The organism is Enterococcus hulanensis (assembly GCF_005405485.1).
In the GTDB taxonomy this organism is placed as follows: domain Bacteria; phylum Bacillota; class Bacilli; order Lactobacillales; family Enterococcaceae; genus Enterococcus_A; species Enterococcus_A hulanensis.
The window spans coordinates 85,687-103,702 of record NZ_BJED01000018.1 but is presented as its reverse complement, the minus strand read 5'-3'; the positions used below and the strand labels follow the sequence as shown (position 1 = coordinate 103,702).

Annotated in this window: 21 protein-coding genes and 1 riboswitch; of the genes, 1 reads left to right on the top strand and 20 read right to left on the bottom strand. The window is 41.4% G+C overall.

The genetic code is table 11. The annotated features are described in order from the left end of the window. Positions 1-198: 198 nt before the first annotated feature. The 16 genes from FFR60_RS18020 to FFR60_RS17945 form a co-directional block, all read right to left on the bottom strand. Complete coding sequence (locus FFR60_RS18020; RefSeq protein WP_088932006.1) at positions 199-1,317, bottom strand: 1-propanol dehydrogenase PduQ; 1,119 nt, start codon at positions 1,315-1,317, stop codon at positions 199-201. 15 nt (positions 1,318-1,332) lie between these two features. Continuing rightward, on the bottom strand, positions 1,333-2,718 hold the full coding sequence (locus FFR60_RS18015; RefSeq protein WP_137665211.1) for an aldehyde dehydrogenase family protein: 1,386 nt from the start codon (positions 2,716-2,718) through the stop codon (positions 1,333-1,335). A 1-nt stretch (position 2,719) separates the two neighbouring features. Beyond that, positions 2,720-3,712: a cob(I)yrinic acid a,c-diamide adenosyltransferase gene (locus tag FFR60_RS18010; RefSeq protein WP_137665210.1), complete on the bottom strand. Its 993-nt coding sequence runs from the start codon at positions 3,710-3,712 to the stop codon at positions 2,720-2,722. 17 nt (positions 3,713-3,729) lie between these two features. Beyond that, a complete protein-coding gene (locus FFR60_RS18005) occupies positions 3,730-3,993 on the bottom strand; it encodes a EutN/CcmL family microcompartment protein (RefSeq protein ID WP_088932003.1) in 264 nt (87 codons plus the stop codon). Further along, positions 3,987-4,481, bottom strand: a complete 495-nt coding sequence (gene pduM, locus FFR60_RS18000; protein WP_137665209.1) for a PduM family microcompartment protein — start codon at positions 4,479-4,481, stop codon at positions 3,987-3,989. Before pduM ends, FFR60_RS18005 begins: the two co-directional genes overlap by 7 nt. Positions 4,482-4,551: 70 nt before the next feature. Then, positions 4,552-5,391, bottom strand: a complete 840-nt coding sequence (eutJ, locus tag FFR60_RS17995) for an ethanolamine utilization protein EutJ (RefSeq protein WP_137665208.1) — start codon at positions 5,389-5,391, stop codon at positions 4,552-4,554. 15 nt (positions 5,392-5,406) lie between these two features. Next, positions 5,407-6,039: a phosphate propanoyltransferase gene (gene pduL / locus FFR60_RS17990; protein WP_088932001.1), complete on the bottom strand. Its 633-nt coding sequence runs from the start codon at positions 6,037-6,039 to the stop codon at positions 5,407-5,409. Beyond that, on the bottom strand, positions 6,032-6,316 hold the full coding sequence (locus tag FFR60_RS17985) for a BMC domain-containing protein (RefSeq protein ID WP_088932000.1): 285 nt from the start codon (positions 6,314-6,316) through the stop codon (positions 6,032-6,034). Before FFR60_RS17985 ends, pduL begins: the two co-directional genes overlap by 8 nt. Positions 6,317-6,343: 27 nt before the next feature. Beyond that, positions 6,344-6,895, bottom strand: a complete 552-nt coding sequence (locus FFR60_RS23105; RefSeq protein ID WP_137665207.1) for a BMC domain-containing protein — start codon at positions 6,893-6,895, stop codon at positions 6,344-6,346. Beyond that, entirely contained in the window at positions 6,892-7,269 is a 378-nt protein-coding gene (locus FFR60_RS17975; RefSeq protein WP_137665206.1) for a glycerol dehydratase reactivase beta/small subunit family protein, read from the bottom strand. Before FFR60_RS17975 ends, FFR60_RS23105 begins: the two co-directional genes overlap by 4 nt. Beyond that, entirely contained in the window at positions 7,259-9,094 is a 1,836-nt protein-coding gene (locus FFR60_RS17970; RefSeq protein WP_137665219.1) for a diol dehydratase reactivase subunit alpha, read from the bottom strand. The genes FFR60_RS17975 and FFR60_RS17970 overlap by 11 nt, the downstream gene beginning before the upstream one ends. Positions 9,095-9,132: 38 nt before the next feature. Beyond that, entirely contained in the window at positions 9,133-9,645 is a 513-nt protein-coding gene (locus tag FFR60_RS17965) for a diol dehydratase small subunit (RefSeq protein WP_137665205.1), read from the bottom strand. Between the two features lie 13 nt (positions 9,646-9,658). Continuing rightward, positions 9,659-10,324 (bottom strand): propanediol/glycerol family dehydratase medium subunit, encoded by a 666-nt coding sequence (locus FFR60_RS17960; RefSeq protein WP_088931996.1) that lies wholly within the window; start codon positions 10,322-10,324, stop codon positions 9,659-9,661. A 122-nt stretch (positions 10,325-10,446) separates the two neighbouring features. Then, complete coding sequence (locus FFR60_RS17955) at positions 10,447-12,108, bottom strand: propanediol/glycerol family dehydratase large subunit (protein WP_088931995.1); 1,662 nt, start codon at positions 12,106-12,108, stop codon at positions 10,447-10,449. 19 nt (positions 12,109-12,127) lie between these two features. Further along, entirely contained in the window at positions 12,128-12,937 is an 810-nt protein-coding gene (gene pduB, locus FFR60_RS17950) for a propanediol utilization microcompartment protein PduB (RefSeq protein WP_088931994.1), read from the bottom strand. A 20-nt stretch (positions 12,938-12,957) separates the two neighbouring features. Next, positions 12,958-13,236 (bottom strand): BMC domain-containing protein, encoded by a 279-nt coding sequence (locus FFR60_RS17945; RefSeq protein ID WP_137665204.1) that lies wholly within the window; start codon positions 13,234-13,236, stop codon positions 12,958-12,960. A gap of 283 nt (positions 13,237-13,519) precedes the next feature. Between FFR60_RS17945 and FFR60_RS17940 the strand changes: the two genes are divergently transcribed. Then, positions 13,520-14,416 carry a PocR ligand-binding domain-containing protein gene (locus FFR60_RS17940; RefSeq protein WP_137665203.1) on the top strand — a complete coding sequence of 299 codons (897 nt, stop codon included), beginning with the start codon at positions 13,520-13,522 and terminating at the stop codon, positions 14,414-14,416. A 122-nt stretch (positions 14,417-14,538) separates the two neighbouring features. Then, positions 14,539-14,711: riboswitch (cobalamin riboswitch) on the bottom strand. A gap of 20 nt (positions 14,712-14,731) precedes the next feature. On the opposite strand, the gene FFR60_RS17935 is transcribed toward FFR60_RS17940, so the two are convergent. From FFR60_RS17935 to FFR60_RS17920, 4 genes are all read right to left on the bottom strand, one after another. Beyond that, positions 14,732-15,172 (bottom strand): EutP/PduV family microcompartment system protein, encoded by a 441-nt coding sequence (locus FFR60_RS17935; RefSeq protein WP_137665202.1) that lies wholly within the window; start codon positions 15,170-15,172, stop codon positions 14,732-14,734. A 2-nt stretch (positions 15,173-15,174) separates the two neighbouring features. Next, complete coding sequence (locus tag FFR60_RS17930) at positions 15,175-15,525, bottom strand: BMC domain-containing protein (protein WP_088934597.1); 351 nt, start codon at positions 15,523-15,525, stop codon at positions 15,175-15,177. 132 nt (positions 15,526-15,657) lie between these two features. Next, the gene (locus tag FFR60_RS17925; protein WP_137665201.1) at positions 15,658-16,854 is read right to left on the bottom strand and encodes an acetate kinase; all 1,197 of its coding nucleotides are present in this window, start codon (positions 16,852-16,854) and stop codon (positions 15,658-15,660) included. A 47-nt stretch (positions 16,855-16,901) separates the two neighbouring features. Beyond that, positions 16,902-17,909: a class I SAM-dependent methyltransferase gene (locus FFR60_RS17920; protein WP_137665200.1), complete on the bottom strand. Its 1,008-nt coding sequence runs from the start codon at positions 17,907-17,909 to the stop codon at positions 16,902-16,904. Positions 17,910-18,016 lie beyond the last annotated feature (107 nt).

Here is an 18,016-nt window from a genome sequence, read left to right as displayed (position 1 = left end):
TTTTTCTGGTAGAAAAATAAGTCTGTTTTTCATGCCGTATATCATTCCTCTATACATCTGAAAATTTGAATTGATCTAACATCGATTTTTTCTTTTTTATTCTAGCAACCTGCTAAAAGAGGAACTGACATCCTTATTCTTATTAATGTATTTATTTTTCTGGTAGAAAAATAAGTTTGATTTTCATATCGTTTGTCACTATTTAATGATTTTGCGATAAATTTCTTTAATTTCTTCTGCCGTAAACTGAATTGGATTGGTCTTGAATGTTGTATCATTTAATGCGTTGTTTGCGATGACATCCTCAGCGGACAATGCCGCTTCTTCTTGAACACCAAAGCTATTCAATTTAATCGGCGCCTTACATTCGATCGCTAATTGCTGAACAGCTTGAGAAAGATTTGAAACTGCTAAATGATCCGGCAAACTCGGTGGACAAATACCCAATTTGCGTGAGATTCTCGCATAATTCTTTCTTGTCTCTTTATTCTTACTGTTTGCTTCTATGACATATGGAAGCAGCATCGAATTGGCTAATCCGTGAGGAACTTTAAAGTTTGCGCCTACTTGATGCGCGATTGCATGACAAACACCTAATCCGGCTGCGTCAAATGCTAAACCAGCTAGCGTTGATGCCTCATGCATTTGAATTCGAGCATCTAGTTCCATTCCTTGATTTACACAAGTCGGCAAATATTGAAAAACCAATTCTGTCGCTTTTTCTGCCAAAGCGTTCGTATAATTTGTCCGATTCACTGAAGCTAGTGATTCTATCGCATGAGTCAAAACATCCAAACCGCTGAAGGCCGTAACCGATGGCGGACTAGACATCACTAAACTCGCGTCTAAGATCGCCTCATGCGGGATAATGGCTTCATGAAAAATCGGATACTTTATTTTATTTTGCGTGTCCGTTATAACAGAGGCGCTGGTTACTTCCGATCCAGTACCGCTTGTTGTTGGTATGGCAACGAATCTTTTTACCTTATTGCCTGTTGTTCGTTTGTAGAAGAACAGCATCGCCTTAGCTGTATCAATCGCAGATCCTCCACCAACTGCGATCACCACAGTTGGCTGAATTTTCGTCATTCTTTCGATTCCTTCTACCACGGTCTCGATCGGAGGATCTGGGATAATATCAGAAAAAATTTCGACACTGTTTGTCCGCTTCACATAGCCTAAAATTCTTTTTAAACTGTCGGATTCCGCTAAATAAGGATCGCATACGAAACAGAGGTTCTCTTTTTCAAACTGCTGCAGCCGTTCCAGACTGGCAAAACCAGAATAAATTTCTGGTTTCATTGACCATTTTTTCAAAAAGAATCCTCCCCTCTAGCGAATTGAAAATCCGTCCGTCAGCACACAACGACGTTTCCGAGCAAAATCACGAGCTGATGTCGTACACTCTCCCGTCGGTGTTGCGATCGTAAACGTTGTCGGTCCTTCGCCGCCAAAACCTAATCCGGCAAATGATGACCCGTTTTTAACAAAGATCGATGTTTGGAATTTCTTAGCCGCCAGATTCATCCGGCCAACATTTTGTGAATGCATTGTCGCCGTGTGATGGCGGCGATTTTCGATCTGCAACGCAGTCGCTAATCCTTCATCAAAATCTTTCACGGTAACGATCGGCAGAATCGGCATCAGCATCTCCTTCACAACGAAAGGATGAATCTTATCTGTCCGTAAAATGATGACCCGCACATCGAAATCTACCTTGATACCTGCCTCAGCTAAAATATAGTTGGCATCCTTCCCAATAAATTTCCGGCTCGGTGCCCCATTTTCCATGATCGTCATGTCCACCATTTTTTGAATAACGGCTTCATCTTGAACTAGATATGCACCGCTTTTTTCCATCTGAAGAATCAGATAGTCGGCAACTTGTTCAACGACCACGACACTTTTTTCAGCAGTACACAAAATATTGTTGTCAAATGAAGCACCGATCACGATATCCTTCGCTGCTTTTTCAACATTTGCGGTCTCATCAACAAGTGATGGCGGATTCCCTTCACCTGCTGCGATAACTTTCTTCCCGCTTTTCAATGCTTGCCGTACAACTCCCGGTCCGCCTGTGATCGCCAACAGCGGAACATCTGGATGAACCATCATTTCTTGAGCCGCTTCGATCGAAGGCTCCGCAATTGTTACGATCAGATTTTGAATCCCGCAAGCTTCATAAACCAGCTCATTCATTTTGCTTACGACCCAGCGGGAAATTTTCTTCGCTCCCGGATGGACACTGAAATAAATTGCGTTTCCAGCCGCCAGCATACCGATCGAATTACAAATCAACGTTTCAGCCGGATTGGTACTTGGAGTAACCGCTCCAACAACACCATAAGGAGACAGCTCATACAAGGTCATCCCATTGTCGCCGGTTAAAGCTTCCGTGTGTAAATCTTCAACACCGGGTGTCTTATCTAAAACTAGTTGGAGTTTTTGCAGCTTGTCTTCATACCGTCCCATTCCAGTTTCTTCTAATGTATCGCAGGCGATCTTTTCAATATGCGGTCTCATCCCGCAACGAATCGCGTCAATCACTTTTCTTCTTGTTTCTAAGGTTTGATTTTCGTAACATTCTTGGGCAAATTTCGCCGCATGAATCGCTTCTTCAACGGTCTCAAAAACACCAAATTCCTTCGCTGGAGAGGTTGTTGTTTGAGCTTCTTGAAGAATTTTTACGATCAGTTCTTTTATTTCTTCTTCACGCATATCAAATCTCCTTCAACTTCTCTAAACCTTTTTGAGCGATCGCCATATCTTCTTCAACTGCACCGCCGCTGATACCTAATCCGCCGATAATTTCACCCATCGAATCTTTGATCACAAAGCCGCCGCCAAAAGTAACGACCTGTCCATCAGTTAGAGTCTCTAATTGATAAAGATCGCCAGCTGGTTGAATCAGCTCCTTCAATTCATGAGTATTGGCTTTCATCGCGACAGCCGAATAGGCCTTTTTCTGAGCCAAAGCCTCACTGACTAGCAGAGCGCCTGACATTCGATAAAAACTTACTAGGCTGCCTGTTTCATCAACCAAAGCCATTGAAACAGGAACACCCATCATCTCTGCCTGTTCTTCACAGGCTTGAAAGATTTTATGATGCTTGATCAATCGGCTGCTTGGCATTTGAGTGCCGCTTTGTTCAAGGTAACGCTGTAAAATCTCATCCACCAGCTTTTTTTCGGTTTCAGCTTGGTCCTCCATCCGCGCAAAAATATACAGACAATCGGATAACCGATTAACAAATTTTCGCACGTCTTCTCGTACCTCTGCTGTTTCCGATAAAGCTGTCAGCAGCCGCTCCCCTCGCCGACAAATAGCTCGCGCCACATGCAGTTGAGCTGCTGAGAGCGTCTGACCCGGTAAAATGAAACTATGCAATTCAGGCAAGCGTTTGGTGTATTGATCGATCCATTCTTCCATTTGCTGAATATCGCTTGATGCAATCAATGTGCTCTTTGCCTCCAGCTTGGTGAGATCCTTTTCCGTCGCAATTTCTGCATTCAATCGGAACAGCTTTTGCTGAACCCATTCCAAATGCTGAATCGTTTCTGAATCCTTAGCTAGCTTCTGAGCGACACTGACTTGTGCGCAACATTCATCAAATGTCCCGTAAGTATCGACTCGCAGATCTGATTTTTTTACCCTTGTTCCATCAAAAAGGCTCGTTGTTCCTTTATCTCCCGTTTTCGTATAAATCGCCATATACTTTCCTCAGCTCCCTAAAAATCAAACGTGTCAATAATTCCAACGATTGCATAATCAACAGCATCTGAAGAAGTCGAAAACAGTTTTCTGGCAGAAGAACCACTAGTCAATAAGACGTAATCCCCAATACCAGCCCCTACTGTATCCGCCGCCACCTGTTGGAAGCGAATATCCTGTTGCTCAGAGTTAATCGGTTGAATGATCATTAATTTCTTTCCTACTAATGATTCATCCTTCTGGGTCGAAACTACACTCCCAACTACTTTTGCCATCAGCATAGGGTTGAACTCCTTTCTACAACAATGACTTTCTTTTCCTTTAAGCGCTCTCTTGCCAAGTCCGTAACTAATTGCTTAGAGGCCAGTAATAAAATATCCTCCTGCGTCAGCATAGCTATTTGCTGGTAAGTGATGACTTTGTTAGAAAATCGGAAATATTGTTTTCCTTGATTGTTAAGCAATTTCACACTGCACTCGTTGAATAATTCATTTGGAATCAAATCCGTGTTTGAAAAAGCCAGTTCAAAGGTCAGACAACAATCATAGTCATAGCTTTGATACAGCCATTTCACTAAAGGGTCTTGATCGTCTTTTTTTATGAACCGCTCTAAAAATAGGATATCTACCTCGGTCAAATGAATATGCTTATTGTATAAAAAACCTCTAATTCCTTGATTAATATGGGAAGGCGTATGACAAGAAAGAAATAAGGTATTTTGTTCACGCTGATTGATGATTGAAATAATACGCTCAACTAACTCGTCCATATTCTTACTCCCAATTCTTATTGCAGATATAGTTACTATTCAATTGGAACACTGTTGCCCATCCACACGATCAGTCAATGATTGGAATGGAAGACATCGCGATTCCAATTGGCGTTACAAATTGAGGATATTTTGGTTTATAAACCTTTTGCTCCAAATAATTGGAGAATTCTTTTTCAAATTCAGTGAGATACGAAGCGCCGCCAACCACATAGATAGGATCCGCTGGATGCTTTTTCAATACATTGGCGGTAATGTTTGCCATTCGTTGAATCACTGGACGACAAATAATAAAATTCTCTCGATCACGTGCTGGATCTCGTTTGATTTGTTCAGCTTCTTCGATGGAAATTTTATTATTTCCGGCAATCACTAATGTCATATGCGTTCCGCCGGTAGGTTCATCTTCGACAATGATCGGCTGACCCTTCTCAAAAATACTGATACCAGTCGTTCCGCCGCCAACATCCACGACAGCTCCTTCGTCTACATCCAGAACTAAAGCGGCTGCTGTTGGTTCATCGACTAGTTGATCTGCCAACATATTCGCACTTTCGATGACATTCGCCACCACTCGTTTATTGTTTCCAACCGTTCCCGGTGGAATAGCTCCTGATGCAGCCTTTAGAGGAAAACCCAGCGCCTCTTCTGCTTCAGCACGCAAACGATTAACGATTTGAACGGATTGTTGATAATCAACGACCAGTCCATCGCGAATCACATCCGCATACTCAAAAGCACCAAAGATTGGTCGATTTTTCCCATCTAAAACAACCAATACAATAGAGGAAGTACCCAAATCGACCCCAACTTTATAGCCATCTTCAGGATTAAATTCCTGTGCTTGCTTTGTGTTCACAAGTTCATGAAAAGATGTTAATAATTGATTGGCTTTTTCGATTGATTCCATACTTCCTCCTTTGGACTATTCTCTGATAATCCGTCCTCGTGTATTTGGCTGAATATCTGCACCATTCGCTTCATCTGTATCCACATGCATTTCTAAAACGAAATTCTTTCCGGGACGCAATTCAACATCATGAAAAATACAGCGCCGCGTACCTTCGAAAATTTCTACCGAAACAACTTGACCTTCTTTTAAATTCAAACGCTCCATGTCCTGATAGTTCAAATGGATATGGCGTTTTGCCACGATCGCCGCGGGAATCGTCAACTCTGCCGCCTCACTGCGAATCATGATTTCGACAGCATCAGCTAAATGACCGGATAAACGGATCGGCGGCTGCACACCTAAATTCCGTGCGTCGGTTTTTGAAATCTCCACTTGCGAATGCTTCCGCAGCGGGCCTAAAATACGCACCTTTTTGATCTCACCTTTTGGCCCAACTAAGCTCACCGTCTGCTTTGAGGCAAATTCTCCCGGCTGCTTCAAAGGCTTCAAGGGTTCGATCGATTCATTTGGAAATAGAATATTAAAATGTTCTTCCGTTAAATGTATGTGTCGGTTAGAGATGCCGATTGGAAATGTTTCTGCCTGCATCTCCAATAACACTTCACGAACAATTTTTCTAATTTCCTCAATGCTGTAATTATTCATTGCCTACTTTGGGTACTAAAATTTCGTCAACATCGTGATGTGGTCTTGGGATTACGTGAACGGAAACCACTTCTCCCACTTTTTCAGCAGCCGCACTTCCTGCATCTACTGCTGCTTTGACTGCACCAACATCGCCGCGAACCATAACCGTAACTAGTCCTGAACCAATTTTTTCAGTTCCAACTAGTGTGACATTCGCTGCTTTGACCATCGCATCGGCTGCTTCCACAGCACCAACGAGCCCTTTTGTTTCAATCATTCCTAATGCATCATTCATGTCTATTCCTCCTATTACCGTCTATGATTACTTCTTCTTTTTTGACTCTGAAGCTTTCCTTGAACCCTTTGGTGGATTTTTTTTCTTTTTAGATTCCTCTTTGGCCGGTTTTTCTTTAACCGGAGCTTCGTTAGTCGGCTCTTCTTTTATTGCTTCATTTTTACTGCTGTCGTCTTTGATTGGTTCGTCGATCACTGGCTTTTCAACTGGTGTCGCTTCTTCCTCAACTTGCACAGACGGTTGTGGGTCACTCATCCCTGGTGTTTTTTCTGAGCTTTCAGCAGATAATTCCAATTGCTTTTGTTTCTTCATAAAAAATATTTTTTCTAAATTATTGGCTGGGCGAGGAATAACCAGTGCAGATAGATAAACGTTGTTCGCTACTGCTTTAGCTTTACCAGCGTCTACCGCTGCCTTTACAGCACCGACATCACCAGCAACCTTAACGGTCATCCAGCCGAAGCCTTTCGCTTTTTCAACACCTAAGAGTTCAACGTTGGCCACCTTGACCATCGTATCCGATACTTCGATGGCACTAGCTAACCCTTTTACTTCCACTAAGCCAATTGCTTGATTCATAGTTTCACCTCCGTAGGATCAATTGATTTGAATGGCACGCCCTTTACCAAACGTGCCGCATTCCCGCCGAAATTTTTTAAAATCGCCGGCGGACAAGTTACAACTCGTTGAATCGATTGATAAGGAGTTTCTGGTGCCAAATTTTTATAATGAAGGGCTGCTTCATTATTTACATACCCGATTCCGACATTGAGCGAAGAAGTATTGGACGCAACATATGCGGCTGCTATCGCATTTGTAAAATCCCTTTGCTCTATTGAAAAAGGAATTTTTTCCTCTTCCAAACCGTAAAGGATGTACTGAATATCATCTACCACAGCATTTTTAGAAATATAGATCAGTACCATTGGTCGAACATTTAGATCAAACTCCATCGAATCCCTCCCTCAAATAGGAAAGGATCAAGCCAGTCGCTACAGCGTTTCGCGGTCCTTCGATTTGCCGAATATTCCCGCGGCCTGCTACCAAGCCGTAATGAGACAGCGCATTGGTTACAATCTGCGGAATTTCAAAGTCTAGCGCAGAGCCACCAACGATTACAACAAATGGAATATCTCGAATACTTCCAGTCGGACTGACACGTCGCAAGGCTCGCAAGGCGTTTGTTACAAAAACACGTTCCTTCGCAGTTTGCCGAATCAAGCGAATTTTTTCAATGGAATCATCCCCTGGGATCGGTACATAACCATCCGGAGTAACCACCACCACTTTGGCAAATAACGCGGGATCTAAAGGTTCATCAAAAAATTGGACCGAGCCGTCTTCATGCCGGATATAAAAAATATTTTCCACTTTAGCTAATGGGTATTTCTTAATATCTTCGGCTAAATAAACATCCTCCAAGCCCAGCTCTGATTGAATCAGCATTGTAACCATGTCTCCTGCACCAGCCAAATGTGTAGCAACGATTTTCTCATCTTTTTTGATAATAGAGGCATCTGTCGAACCCGCACCTAAATCTAAAATAGCTAACGGTGCAGAAGTTCCCGGCGTTGTTAACGCCCCTAATATCGCGGCTTCTGCCTCCGCGCCGCCGATCTCAACTTTGATCCCTAGATCTTGTTGGATTTCATCGGCGATTTTCGACATCTGCAAATGATCAGATTTGACCATCGAGGCTATCCCAACCGCCTGCTCCATCGAGAATTCACCGGCTAATCCGCCTTTGACACTGATCGGTACAAAGGTATCCACCGCTAATAAATCTTGGATGAAGATTTGATTGACTGGACGATCCGTCAGCTCCGCCATCGTTAAGCGAACCTTTTCCAACATGCCGCCAACATTCGTGCCCGATTCTCCGGTTACGTTGTCGATCACTTCAAAGGCCGAAACAGCTTCCATAATTTTCTCAGCACCTGCCGAAATACCAACTGTACTCCGGCGATTGCCGCCAGTAATCTCGATTTTTCCAGCCGGTATCGTTCGCGCTTTGACATCGCCTTTGGGTGTTTTAATCACAACCGCAGAGCGATTGCCAATTAGCGCTCGGGCAACTGGAACAATGTTCTTAGTTGCCTCAGAATCAAGTTCAAAAACCGTTGCGATCCCATATGGATTGGATAACTGCGATACACCGCGGCCTGTTTCAGCAACTTCGACTGCTGCCAGCATATTGACGGGAACCTTATCGATATAAGAAACCTCATCAACGATCGGTATTTTTTTGGTTAAGCGATTGTTTACCAATACCCCATCATCTGATTGCATGATCGCAGCAGTGATGAGATAACCATTTGCTACAAAATGATTGATCTGCTGTGCGACATCATCAAAATCAAAAGACTTCTCAATGATCAAAATATAAGGAGTATCCTTCTTGCCAATCTTTTCAAGCTCAGCAAAGCGAAGCGTGGTTCCTACACCCAATCCTAAGCCGCCTGGCGTTTTTGGATTATGACCGATCATTGTAGACTCAGTGATGATCGTTTCGGTTATAGTCTCCATGGCAACATCGCCGATAACAGGCGTGGCCTCATTGATTCGAATCAAATCAATTTCTTCGACCTTTAATCGATTCTTAGAACAAGCCTCGTTGATCGCCTTGTAGATACCAAATAGATTTTTCTTCGTTCCTTTTATTCCGGTCGTATCCGCAATTGCTGATTCTAGGAATCGGACATGCTGATGGTCATCAATTTCAACCAAAGCAACTTCAGTTGAGGAATTTCCAATATCAATCCCAATTACACGTTTCATCATTCATTGCTCCTCTTCCTGAATTTCCGAACTAGAAATTAGTTATCACCTTTAAGTTTTTTCCGTTTTTCATAATGCGCAGCCGCTTCACGAATATACGCCGCACTGATTTTCGCATCATATTTCGTTTCCAACTCGCTCGCGATATCCAACAGCTCTTGTTTGCTTGAACGATAAGGCCGCAGCGCATTGTACATTTCCAGCACTCGTGCATCAGGAACAGCCGTTAACTCCGACGCGCGGTCAAAGTTATTAGCGATCGTTTTTCTACCTGCACTAGTTGCGATTTCTCCTTGTGCCTTCAAAATACGCGGCGTAATTTTCAAATCATCCGGTGTTAATGAGCCGTTCAATACATTTTCTAAAGTAATATCATCTAATGTCTTACCAGTTTTAGTTTTGATCCAATCTGGATGATTTTTTGCGATCGGATAATCAGCAACGGTTGCTGCTCCAGAACTTATTGGACTTTCTGATGCGGAAGAACTTGCACCATTATTCATATCTTTTAAGATTCCTCGAACCAAACTTTCGATAGATTGTTCATTCATTCTAGTCACCTCACTATAAAGTTACAGAAATTTCTTCTGCTGGTTTTCCGATTACTACGTGCTTCGTTTCCTTAATATGGAGCAATGCTGACAAAGCTTGATATTTCGGCCGAGCCATTTGATCGTTCATCATCGGCACTGGACTTGGTGACTCGCCTTTGGCATATTTCGCAGCGTTTTTCCCAATCGCACGATACGTTTCCAACGTGATCAGCGGAGCTTGCGGGAATAATTCTAAGTTTGATAACGGTTGCAAATCTTTTTGGTGAATGATTGCCGTGCCTTTTGATTGAATTGACACACAAACGCCCGAACCAGATAATTTATCTCCTTCAACACCCGCAAAGGCAACATCAGAAGTACGATAAACTTTAACTACTCGTGCCTTCAAGCCTTCTTCTTCAATCCCCGCAATCACTTGTTTTAGAATTTCTTTGTGAGGAACACCAAGAATATTGGTTGTTTGTGAATCTGCAAAGGCCGGTGCCACCGCAATAACTACTTCATCCTGAGAATTTCCTGGTTGGGCAACGCCAACAGATTTAAACCAATCAGACGATGCTGCAGGCTCTGTCTTTGATTGTTCAAAAGCAACAGGTTGATCTCCAGTATTCGCTTCCATTTCAGTTAAGACTTCTTTAATAATGGAGCGCAAAAGATTTTCATTCAGTTCTGTCATTTTAATCCTCCTAATTCCTATTAATGTATTCATTTTTTCTGTAAGAAAAAATAAGTTTGAGGTTCATGCCATATACCACTCTGCTAACTTTTGATTCCTTCTTTTCAGCAGAATGGACATCCTTAAATATCTTTCGGATTGATTGCTTTAGGGATTGCTTTTACTTTTTCCCACTCTGAACCATCAAGTCGGTAGCCTGTTCCCGGTCCAGCATAATCATTCTTGTCATTGACAGCAGAGATAACATTCCAGTCTGCATCAAAGATAGAAGACGTTTGTAAGAAATCTCCAGCTACACGTTGTTTCAAAAGATTGAGCAAGCTTGTTGCTACATCTTCAAAGCCGCTTTCTGATAACCCTCTAACAAGGTCTAAGCCTGTCTTTCCTTGTGTTAATAATTCTTGCGCCGCTTTGATATCTTGAACCATGTCGCGTTCTGGCATATCTTGTGATCCGCGAGCATAAGTTGCCGCTTCAACCTCTTCATCCGTGATTGTTGGCAAGCCTAACTTATCAAATAGGCCTTGCAACGCTCTCGCTGCTTTATTACGAACTGCGATTACGTCTTCTTCACTCACAGGGCGTAAACCGCCGTCAACGCGCAGGTCACGTTGGATGATATTATAATCATCGAAATCATCGGCATCGAAGTTTGAACCAGCAAACATGTTGTCATAGTTCGGTGTTGCAGAATAACCTGATGAAATGAAATCTGTTCCCGGCAAGAATTGCATCAACAAACGAGCAGTTCTACGAATATCAGAATGTGAGAAGGTTTGGTCATTTCCTGAAGCAACTTCCAAATCAAGCAGCATTGCAATCAAGTTTTCAGCTAAAATTGCTCGAATTCCTGATGGAACCGCACCTGGTACCCCGATACAACTGATCGAACCATTTTGCAATCCTTGAACCCCAGCAGCTTTTGCTAAATAGATACAACGTGTTTCAAGATAAAGCATTGATTTTCCTTCTGCATACCCCATTTGTACCTCTGAACCCGTTCCAGAAGTAAAGCGCATTTTCAATCCGCGAGAGGCATAACAAGAAGCTAAAAATCCTTTAGACCAAGGTGTGTCGTCACCATCGGTAAATACTTGTTCAGTTCCATAAACAGAGATCGTTTCAGCGTAGGCAGTAAATCCGCGCATCCCAAGGTCAAGCTCTGTCGCTTCTTCTAACGAACATTGAGTCAATACACCTGGACGGCCAGTTTGAGACCCTACCATGATCGCTACGGCATTGAAAGGTGCGTAACGAGCTACGGCAACGGTTGTTTCTTGTTCATCGAATCCACGTAAAGCACCTTCAGCTGCATCGGCAGCGATCTGAACAGGATTATCGCGGACGTTTGTTACGTGAGATTGGGTTGTTGGGCGACGACGTGCACGCATTTTTTGAACAGCCATCATCATTTCAACTACGTTCATATAACCAACAACGTCATTCAATTTACCTGGTGTAGCAGCCGTAGTTAATTGAACGATTTCTTCTCTTGAAATATTTGGATCAACGATTTTATTCGCTAATTCTTTAGAAGGAATAGCCATTACTTCTTCGGTGCGAGTCAAATCGATCCCGTATTGAGCAATATATGAATCGATCAAATCAAAGTCGGCTTTGTCTTTTCCATCAAGTTCAACTACTTCGCCGTTGACAATCTTGATACTTGGCTTAGGGTCATTAGGACTTTGCATCGCAATTAATCCTTCTTCTACCCATTCATCCACGAAACCATCTTGATTGACCGGTCTTTTTTCTAGTTCTTCAAATCGTTTTGATTTCATCTATTTTTCACTCCCACTCTTAAATGTATGATGGTTGATCATTTTTAGGCGTACTTCCCATAGTTCCCAGCAATTGGCAACCAATGTCGCGAGCTGAAATAATCGCTTGACGAACAGCACCTGAATCTCCTGTAATTGTCATCGTTACCTCATTTGAGAAGCTTTGCCCATTTTGCGGTGTTGCGTAAGAAACTACATCAACATTCGCTGATTTCAGTGCCGTATCAGCCATTACTACGCCAATTGCAGCAGGAGCACCAACTAAAATCCCAAACGCTTTTCCAACTGGAGCGCCAAATACTTTATTGCAGGCATAACTAGCACGTGCTGTATATTGACATTCGATATGCCCAGCTTCGTTGCCGTATACATCTCCGAATGTGCGGGTATCGACTTCCTTCAAGGTAACTTCAACCGCACGCTTCACATCCGATACATCGTCGCCGCCGAAGATCACGATCGATCCATGACCAGCACCGCCTTTAGTGTCACGAGGCATTTCAATCAAAATCACTTCAGTATTTGTTGCCTTAACCGCTTCATCAGCCGCCATAATATGAGGTCCGGCACCAGTACGGGCACCAACAATTCCGATTGAACGATATTTTTTCTCTAATTTCATTGTTTCTAATAAAGATGAATCTACGTTAGCAATTACTAAACCAATAGTGTCTCCAAACTCTGTTGCTCCTACAAATTCAGTCAATGCACATTGCTTTTCAATCATTTTTTGATCTCCTCCGTTTGTGGTTTTCATCTCATTTCCTGTTTCCATTTTTGCGAGCACACGCTTCATAATCTCTTCGATTTTTTGATCTGTGTTTGCCATCAGCTATTCCACCCTTCTTTCTATTCTGACTTAGGGAGCAAGCCTTCAACTTCAGTATGTGGACGTGGAATAACATAATTAGAAACAACTTCTCCTACCGCGTTGGCCGCAGAAACTCCCGCATCAACTGCTGCTTTTACCGCACCTACATCTCCTCTTACCATGACAGTGACTAATCCTGAACCAATTTTTTCCGTTCCAATTAAGGAAACATTCGCAGCTTTTACCATCGCGTCAGCTGCTTCAATGGCACCAATCAACCCCCTAGTTTCAATCATTCCTAACGCTTCCTGTTGCATAAAACATTCCTCCTAATTATTTTGATAGCACTTACATTTATAATGATAAACAAAAAAGATAGAACAAATTTGTCCTATCTTTTAGTCCGATTATTCGCGATGTTAATATTTTGTCATGGGAAAGTGTCAAGACAACGTCAAATAAGACCTAATTGATGATCAATTAAGTTCAAAAAATATCAATATTTTGTCTTCTGCTGGTCAAAATAATGTTATTGGTCTAAACAAGATTTAAAATAAATTTGTGTTCTGGTAGAATGATAGATGACTAGGAGGCGCTTACATGGAAAATATCAGTACATTGAATTCGCAAAGTTCCTTGCAACTTTCCAAAACAATCCAAGATTTCGCCCTTGCAGCAGATTTTGGCTCGGTCCTTGTTGACATACATGGAAAGGAGACTTCCGACCTGTATAACTTTTCCCCTTTTTGTCAGATAATGCGTTCAAACCCGGAATTCAAATCGCTTTGCCAAAAATGTGATGCATTTGGAGGCTTAGAGGCCTCAAAAAACGGTAACCCTTGTATTTATCGTTGCCATGCCGGACTCACAGATATTTCATTACCTATCATTCGCAATAATCAATTAATTGGATTTGCACTATTTGGCCAAGTAGAGATGAGTGGTGACACTGAGAACCCATTTACCCGTATCCACCCGATCGTTACTCACTGGGAATCTTCCCCAGAATTACGTCAAGCAAGAAAGAAAGTTAAGACTGTCAGTACGACTCAAATTGAATCTGCGGCTGCTTTACTAAAGACAATTGGCGACTATCACTTTAACGACACTGATCCTCGTGATCAAATTAAATTTAACTTCCATCCAAATAAAAAAGAAACAAAAGATTCGATAAGCTCAAAAAATGATGAAATTCGCAAAGCCATTTCTTATATTGATACCAACTTAACTACAAACTTAACACTCGAAGACGTTGCTAATCATGTTTATCTGAGTCAATTCTACTTCAGCCGTTTGTTCAAAAAAGAAATCGGTGTCAGCTTTATTACCTATTTAAATCAGCAGCGAATTGAACAAGCAAAAGTCCTTTTGACTCAATCCAATTTGAGTATTAAGTCTATTTCACAAAATATCGGTTATTCGCAAACAAGCTATTTCTGCAAAATATTCAAAGAACTTGTAGGGATGACACCAGTGAATTATCGAAAAATAAAATAATTTTTATTAAACAGCCGAATTACGGCTGTTTTTTTTCGCACAAAAAAATGAGGTGTCTGGAAGACACCTCACCAAATAAACGTCACTTTGACTATTTTAAGGTGAAATAATTCTCCCAATACAATTATCTCAGCAAAAGGGCAGGTATCCTGACTTCGCTTCATCCTCCATCTCGCCTTCCCGAAAGTGGCCTATTGAGATTTCGTCTGCTTATACAGTAGAAAGGGTCTGCCAAGGATTCGCACCTTGTTCCCTGTTCCAAATGCTTTTATTCAATTATTCACGAATTCATAATAACGCAGAATGTATCCGTTGTCAAAATTCATTTTTAAGTAAAAATTCTTTCAAAATTGAAATTCCATCTTGATTTACTGACGACAATGAAAAAATCTTTTTAGCGCCAGCTAGCCTTAATCTTTTTTTGGCTAAGTCAAACTCATCTTCACTATGCTCTAAATCAGTCTTCGTAATAATTCCAATCATCGGTTTAGTAAAACGCGAAGAAAAGCATGGCGGAAAATAATTTTGCTTGCTTGTAATGCTTTGAACGATGGCAACGCAGTCAGCTCCAACTGCCGAGCTCACCAATGCATTATAATAAAAACGATTTTCCATGAATTCACCAGGTGTATCAATCACGTTGTCCGTAAAATAGACCTGCTGTGTTTTATGGTACTTGATTTCCCAATCATTAAGAATCTGCATTAGTGTTGTTTTTCCTGAACCGGTTTCCCCAATAAAAATGACCCGCTTCATAATTATGTCCTAGTAATTTCTGCAACATCAAAATCCAAAATCGTTGCGAGTGAATTTATTACTTGTTTTAACGCAAATTCTACAGACGATACTTCGCCGATAATCACTACTGCTCCACTAAAACGATCCATAAAACCAATCGAAACATTTCCTGACTTTTTGGCAATATCCGCACCAATAATCGATGCTTCACTTGGTGTAATGGTTAAAATTCCGATCGCGTCACCGGTATGTTCAAGACCAAGCTTCTCAAAAACCTCCTGATTGGCATGAGGGATCAAGTGAGCAAGTGTGACTTGTTTTCCGGGAACGTATTCTTGAATGGAACGCTCAATATTTCTTTTTTCGCTCATGACAGTCACTCTCACTTTCACAAAAAGTTTAGCACAAAAAAATAGCATAGTTTTGTTCTCATACAACAAAATTATGCTTTCAGATTTTTAGCTTTAAAAAGCCTTTGCCGCGATTGGCAAAGGCTTAGTTATTTATTTACTTAAACGTTCGACGTCACGAGCAATCATTACTTCTTCATCAGTCGGGATAACATACACTTTCACACGAGAGTTTTCAGTAGAAAGTTCTGCTTCTTTTCCGTGAATGCTCTTGTTGATTGCTTCATCGATCTCAATCCCGAACCAAGTCATGTTTTCTAAGACCATACGGCGAACTGGATCAGCATTTTCACCAACACCTGCAGTAAACACGATAGCATCTACGCCATTCATTACTGAGATGTATTGAGCGATATATTTACGAATACGATCACAATAAATTTCTAGAGCTAAAATTGCCTCTTCATTACCTTCGTCGGCACCATTTTCGATGTCGCGCATATCACTTGAAATACCAGTCAGTCCTAAGATACCTGATTTTTTATTCAACACATCGATCATTTCGTTGATATCTTTGATTCCAGCTTTTTCCATTAAATATGGAAGTAATGAAGCGTCGATATCTCCAGCACGAGTTCCCATTGTTAATCCTGCTAACGGTGTGAAGCCCATTGATGTATCGACTGATTTACCGCCTTCAACCGCAGTAACAGAACCGCCATTTCCGATATGAGCAGTGATGATCTTTGTTTCTTCGATTGGTTTGCCTAATAATTCTGCTGCGCGTTCTGAAACATAGCGATGGCTTGTTCCGTGGAATCCATATTTACGTGCCGCATATTTATCGTAATATTCTTTCGGAATACTGTATAAATAATTTACAGCTGGCATTGTTGCATGGAAAGAAGTATCAAAAACAGCCACGCTCGTTACATTTGGTAAAATATGGCGGAATGCTTTGATTCCCATTGCATTAGCTGGATTGTGCAGCGGTGCAAATTCGCTTAGCTCTTCAATTTTTGCTAAGACATCATCATCGATCAAAACAGAATCTTTGAAGTATTCGCCACCAGCTACGACACGGTGACCAACGCCGGTGATTTCATCAAACGATGCAATGATTTTTAGTTCAAGCAATTGATCTAGTAACATTTGAACCGCAACTTCGTGATCTTTAATATCCAAAATTTGTTCAAATTTTTGTCCATTGCCATATTTGATTGTGAAGATTGAATCGTTCAATCCGATCCGTTCAACGATTCCTTTTGCGATGACTGACTCTTCAGGCATTTGGTAAAGTTGCCATTTTAGACTTGAACTACCTGCATTGATTGCAATTGTTTTTGACATTTTAACTCTCCTTTATAATTGAAATGCTTTTCGCTCATTTGAGCAGTTTATAAATTAGAAGACTTCCAGTCCTCGAATTTTTTGAAAAACTCTGTTACTTGATTCGGATCTTTTAATGACGGTAAGTGAACCAACAATACTTTTTCTGCTTGTTCGGTCATTTCACTTTTTTTCTGCAACAGTATAATACTTTTTCGCGAATGCTCAGACATGAATAAATCATTTGGCAGTTGAATAATCCCCTGCAAAAATACTTCATCCTTAAACCATTTTTGCAGCAGCGGCCCTTGCTCCGTCTCAAGAAAGTTGCTTGGCACTAGAAATAGCCCAAAGCCGTCTGGTTTCAAATAGTTCATCGCCTGCTCCATCAATAGATGATGCGCATAACTGTGTTCCTTTTCTGAATGCGTTACAAACTTTTTAGCTTGCTGATCATTTGGATAATAGCCAACTGGCAGATCACCGATAACATAATCAGCTGGATCGACTAGCAGGTCTTGCAGACTATCTTGGTGGAATAATTTAATATCCTCATCCACTAATATACTATCCGCAGCAGTAACGGCAAGTAACGTCTCATCGTTATCCACGCCGACACCTTTAACCGAATAGTTTGCCGCCTGCAAATTGATCAGTGTCGTCAATAAAAGATTGCCCATGCCAACGGTGATATCTAAAATTTCCAATGGCTGTTCTTTTTTTAATGTCAACTGTTCGATCAAAAAGACAAATAAAAAACCAATACTATCAGGCGTCAATTGATGATTGGGCTGTATGCTTTCAGTTTTTGATCCTTTAAGTAAAATCAATTGCGTTAGCTTGCGCCAATCTTCTTTCTCTAACTTTAAGTCCAAAAGTTTTTGATAAAGCGCCTCTACTTTTTTCACAGTGGCTTCATCTGGCTGTTGATCAAGTACACGTACTTTTGCATTGTCAACTAAGTTCTCCGTATTTTCGATGTAAGCGTCAAAAAAAGAAGTTCCTAGTGAACGTTGCAATGCGATGATCGCTTCTTCCATTAAAGGAAAAGCCGTCTCGATTTTTTCTGGATTCATCTTGCACCCCACTAACTAATATAACACTCACGATACCTGTTCTATTTTAGCGGACATGTTCCAATTAATCAATCGCTTTCTTTCTTTTATCATTGTTTTTCTAATTC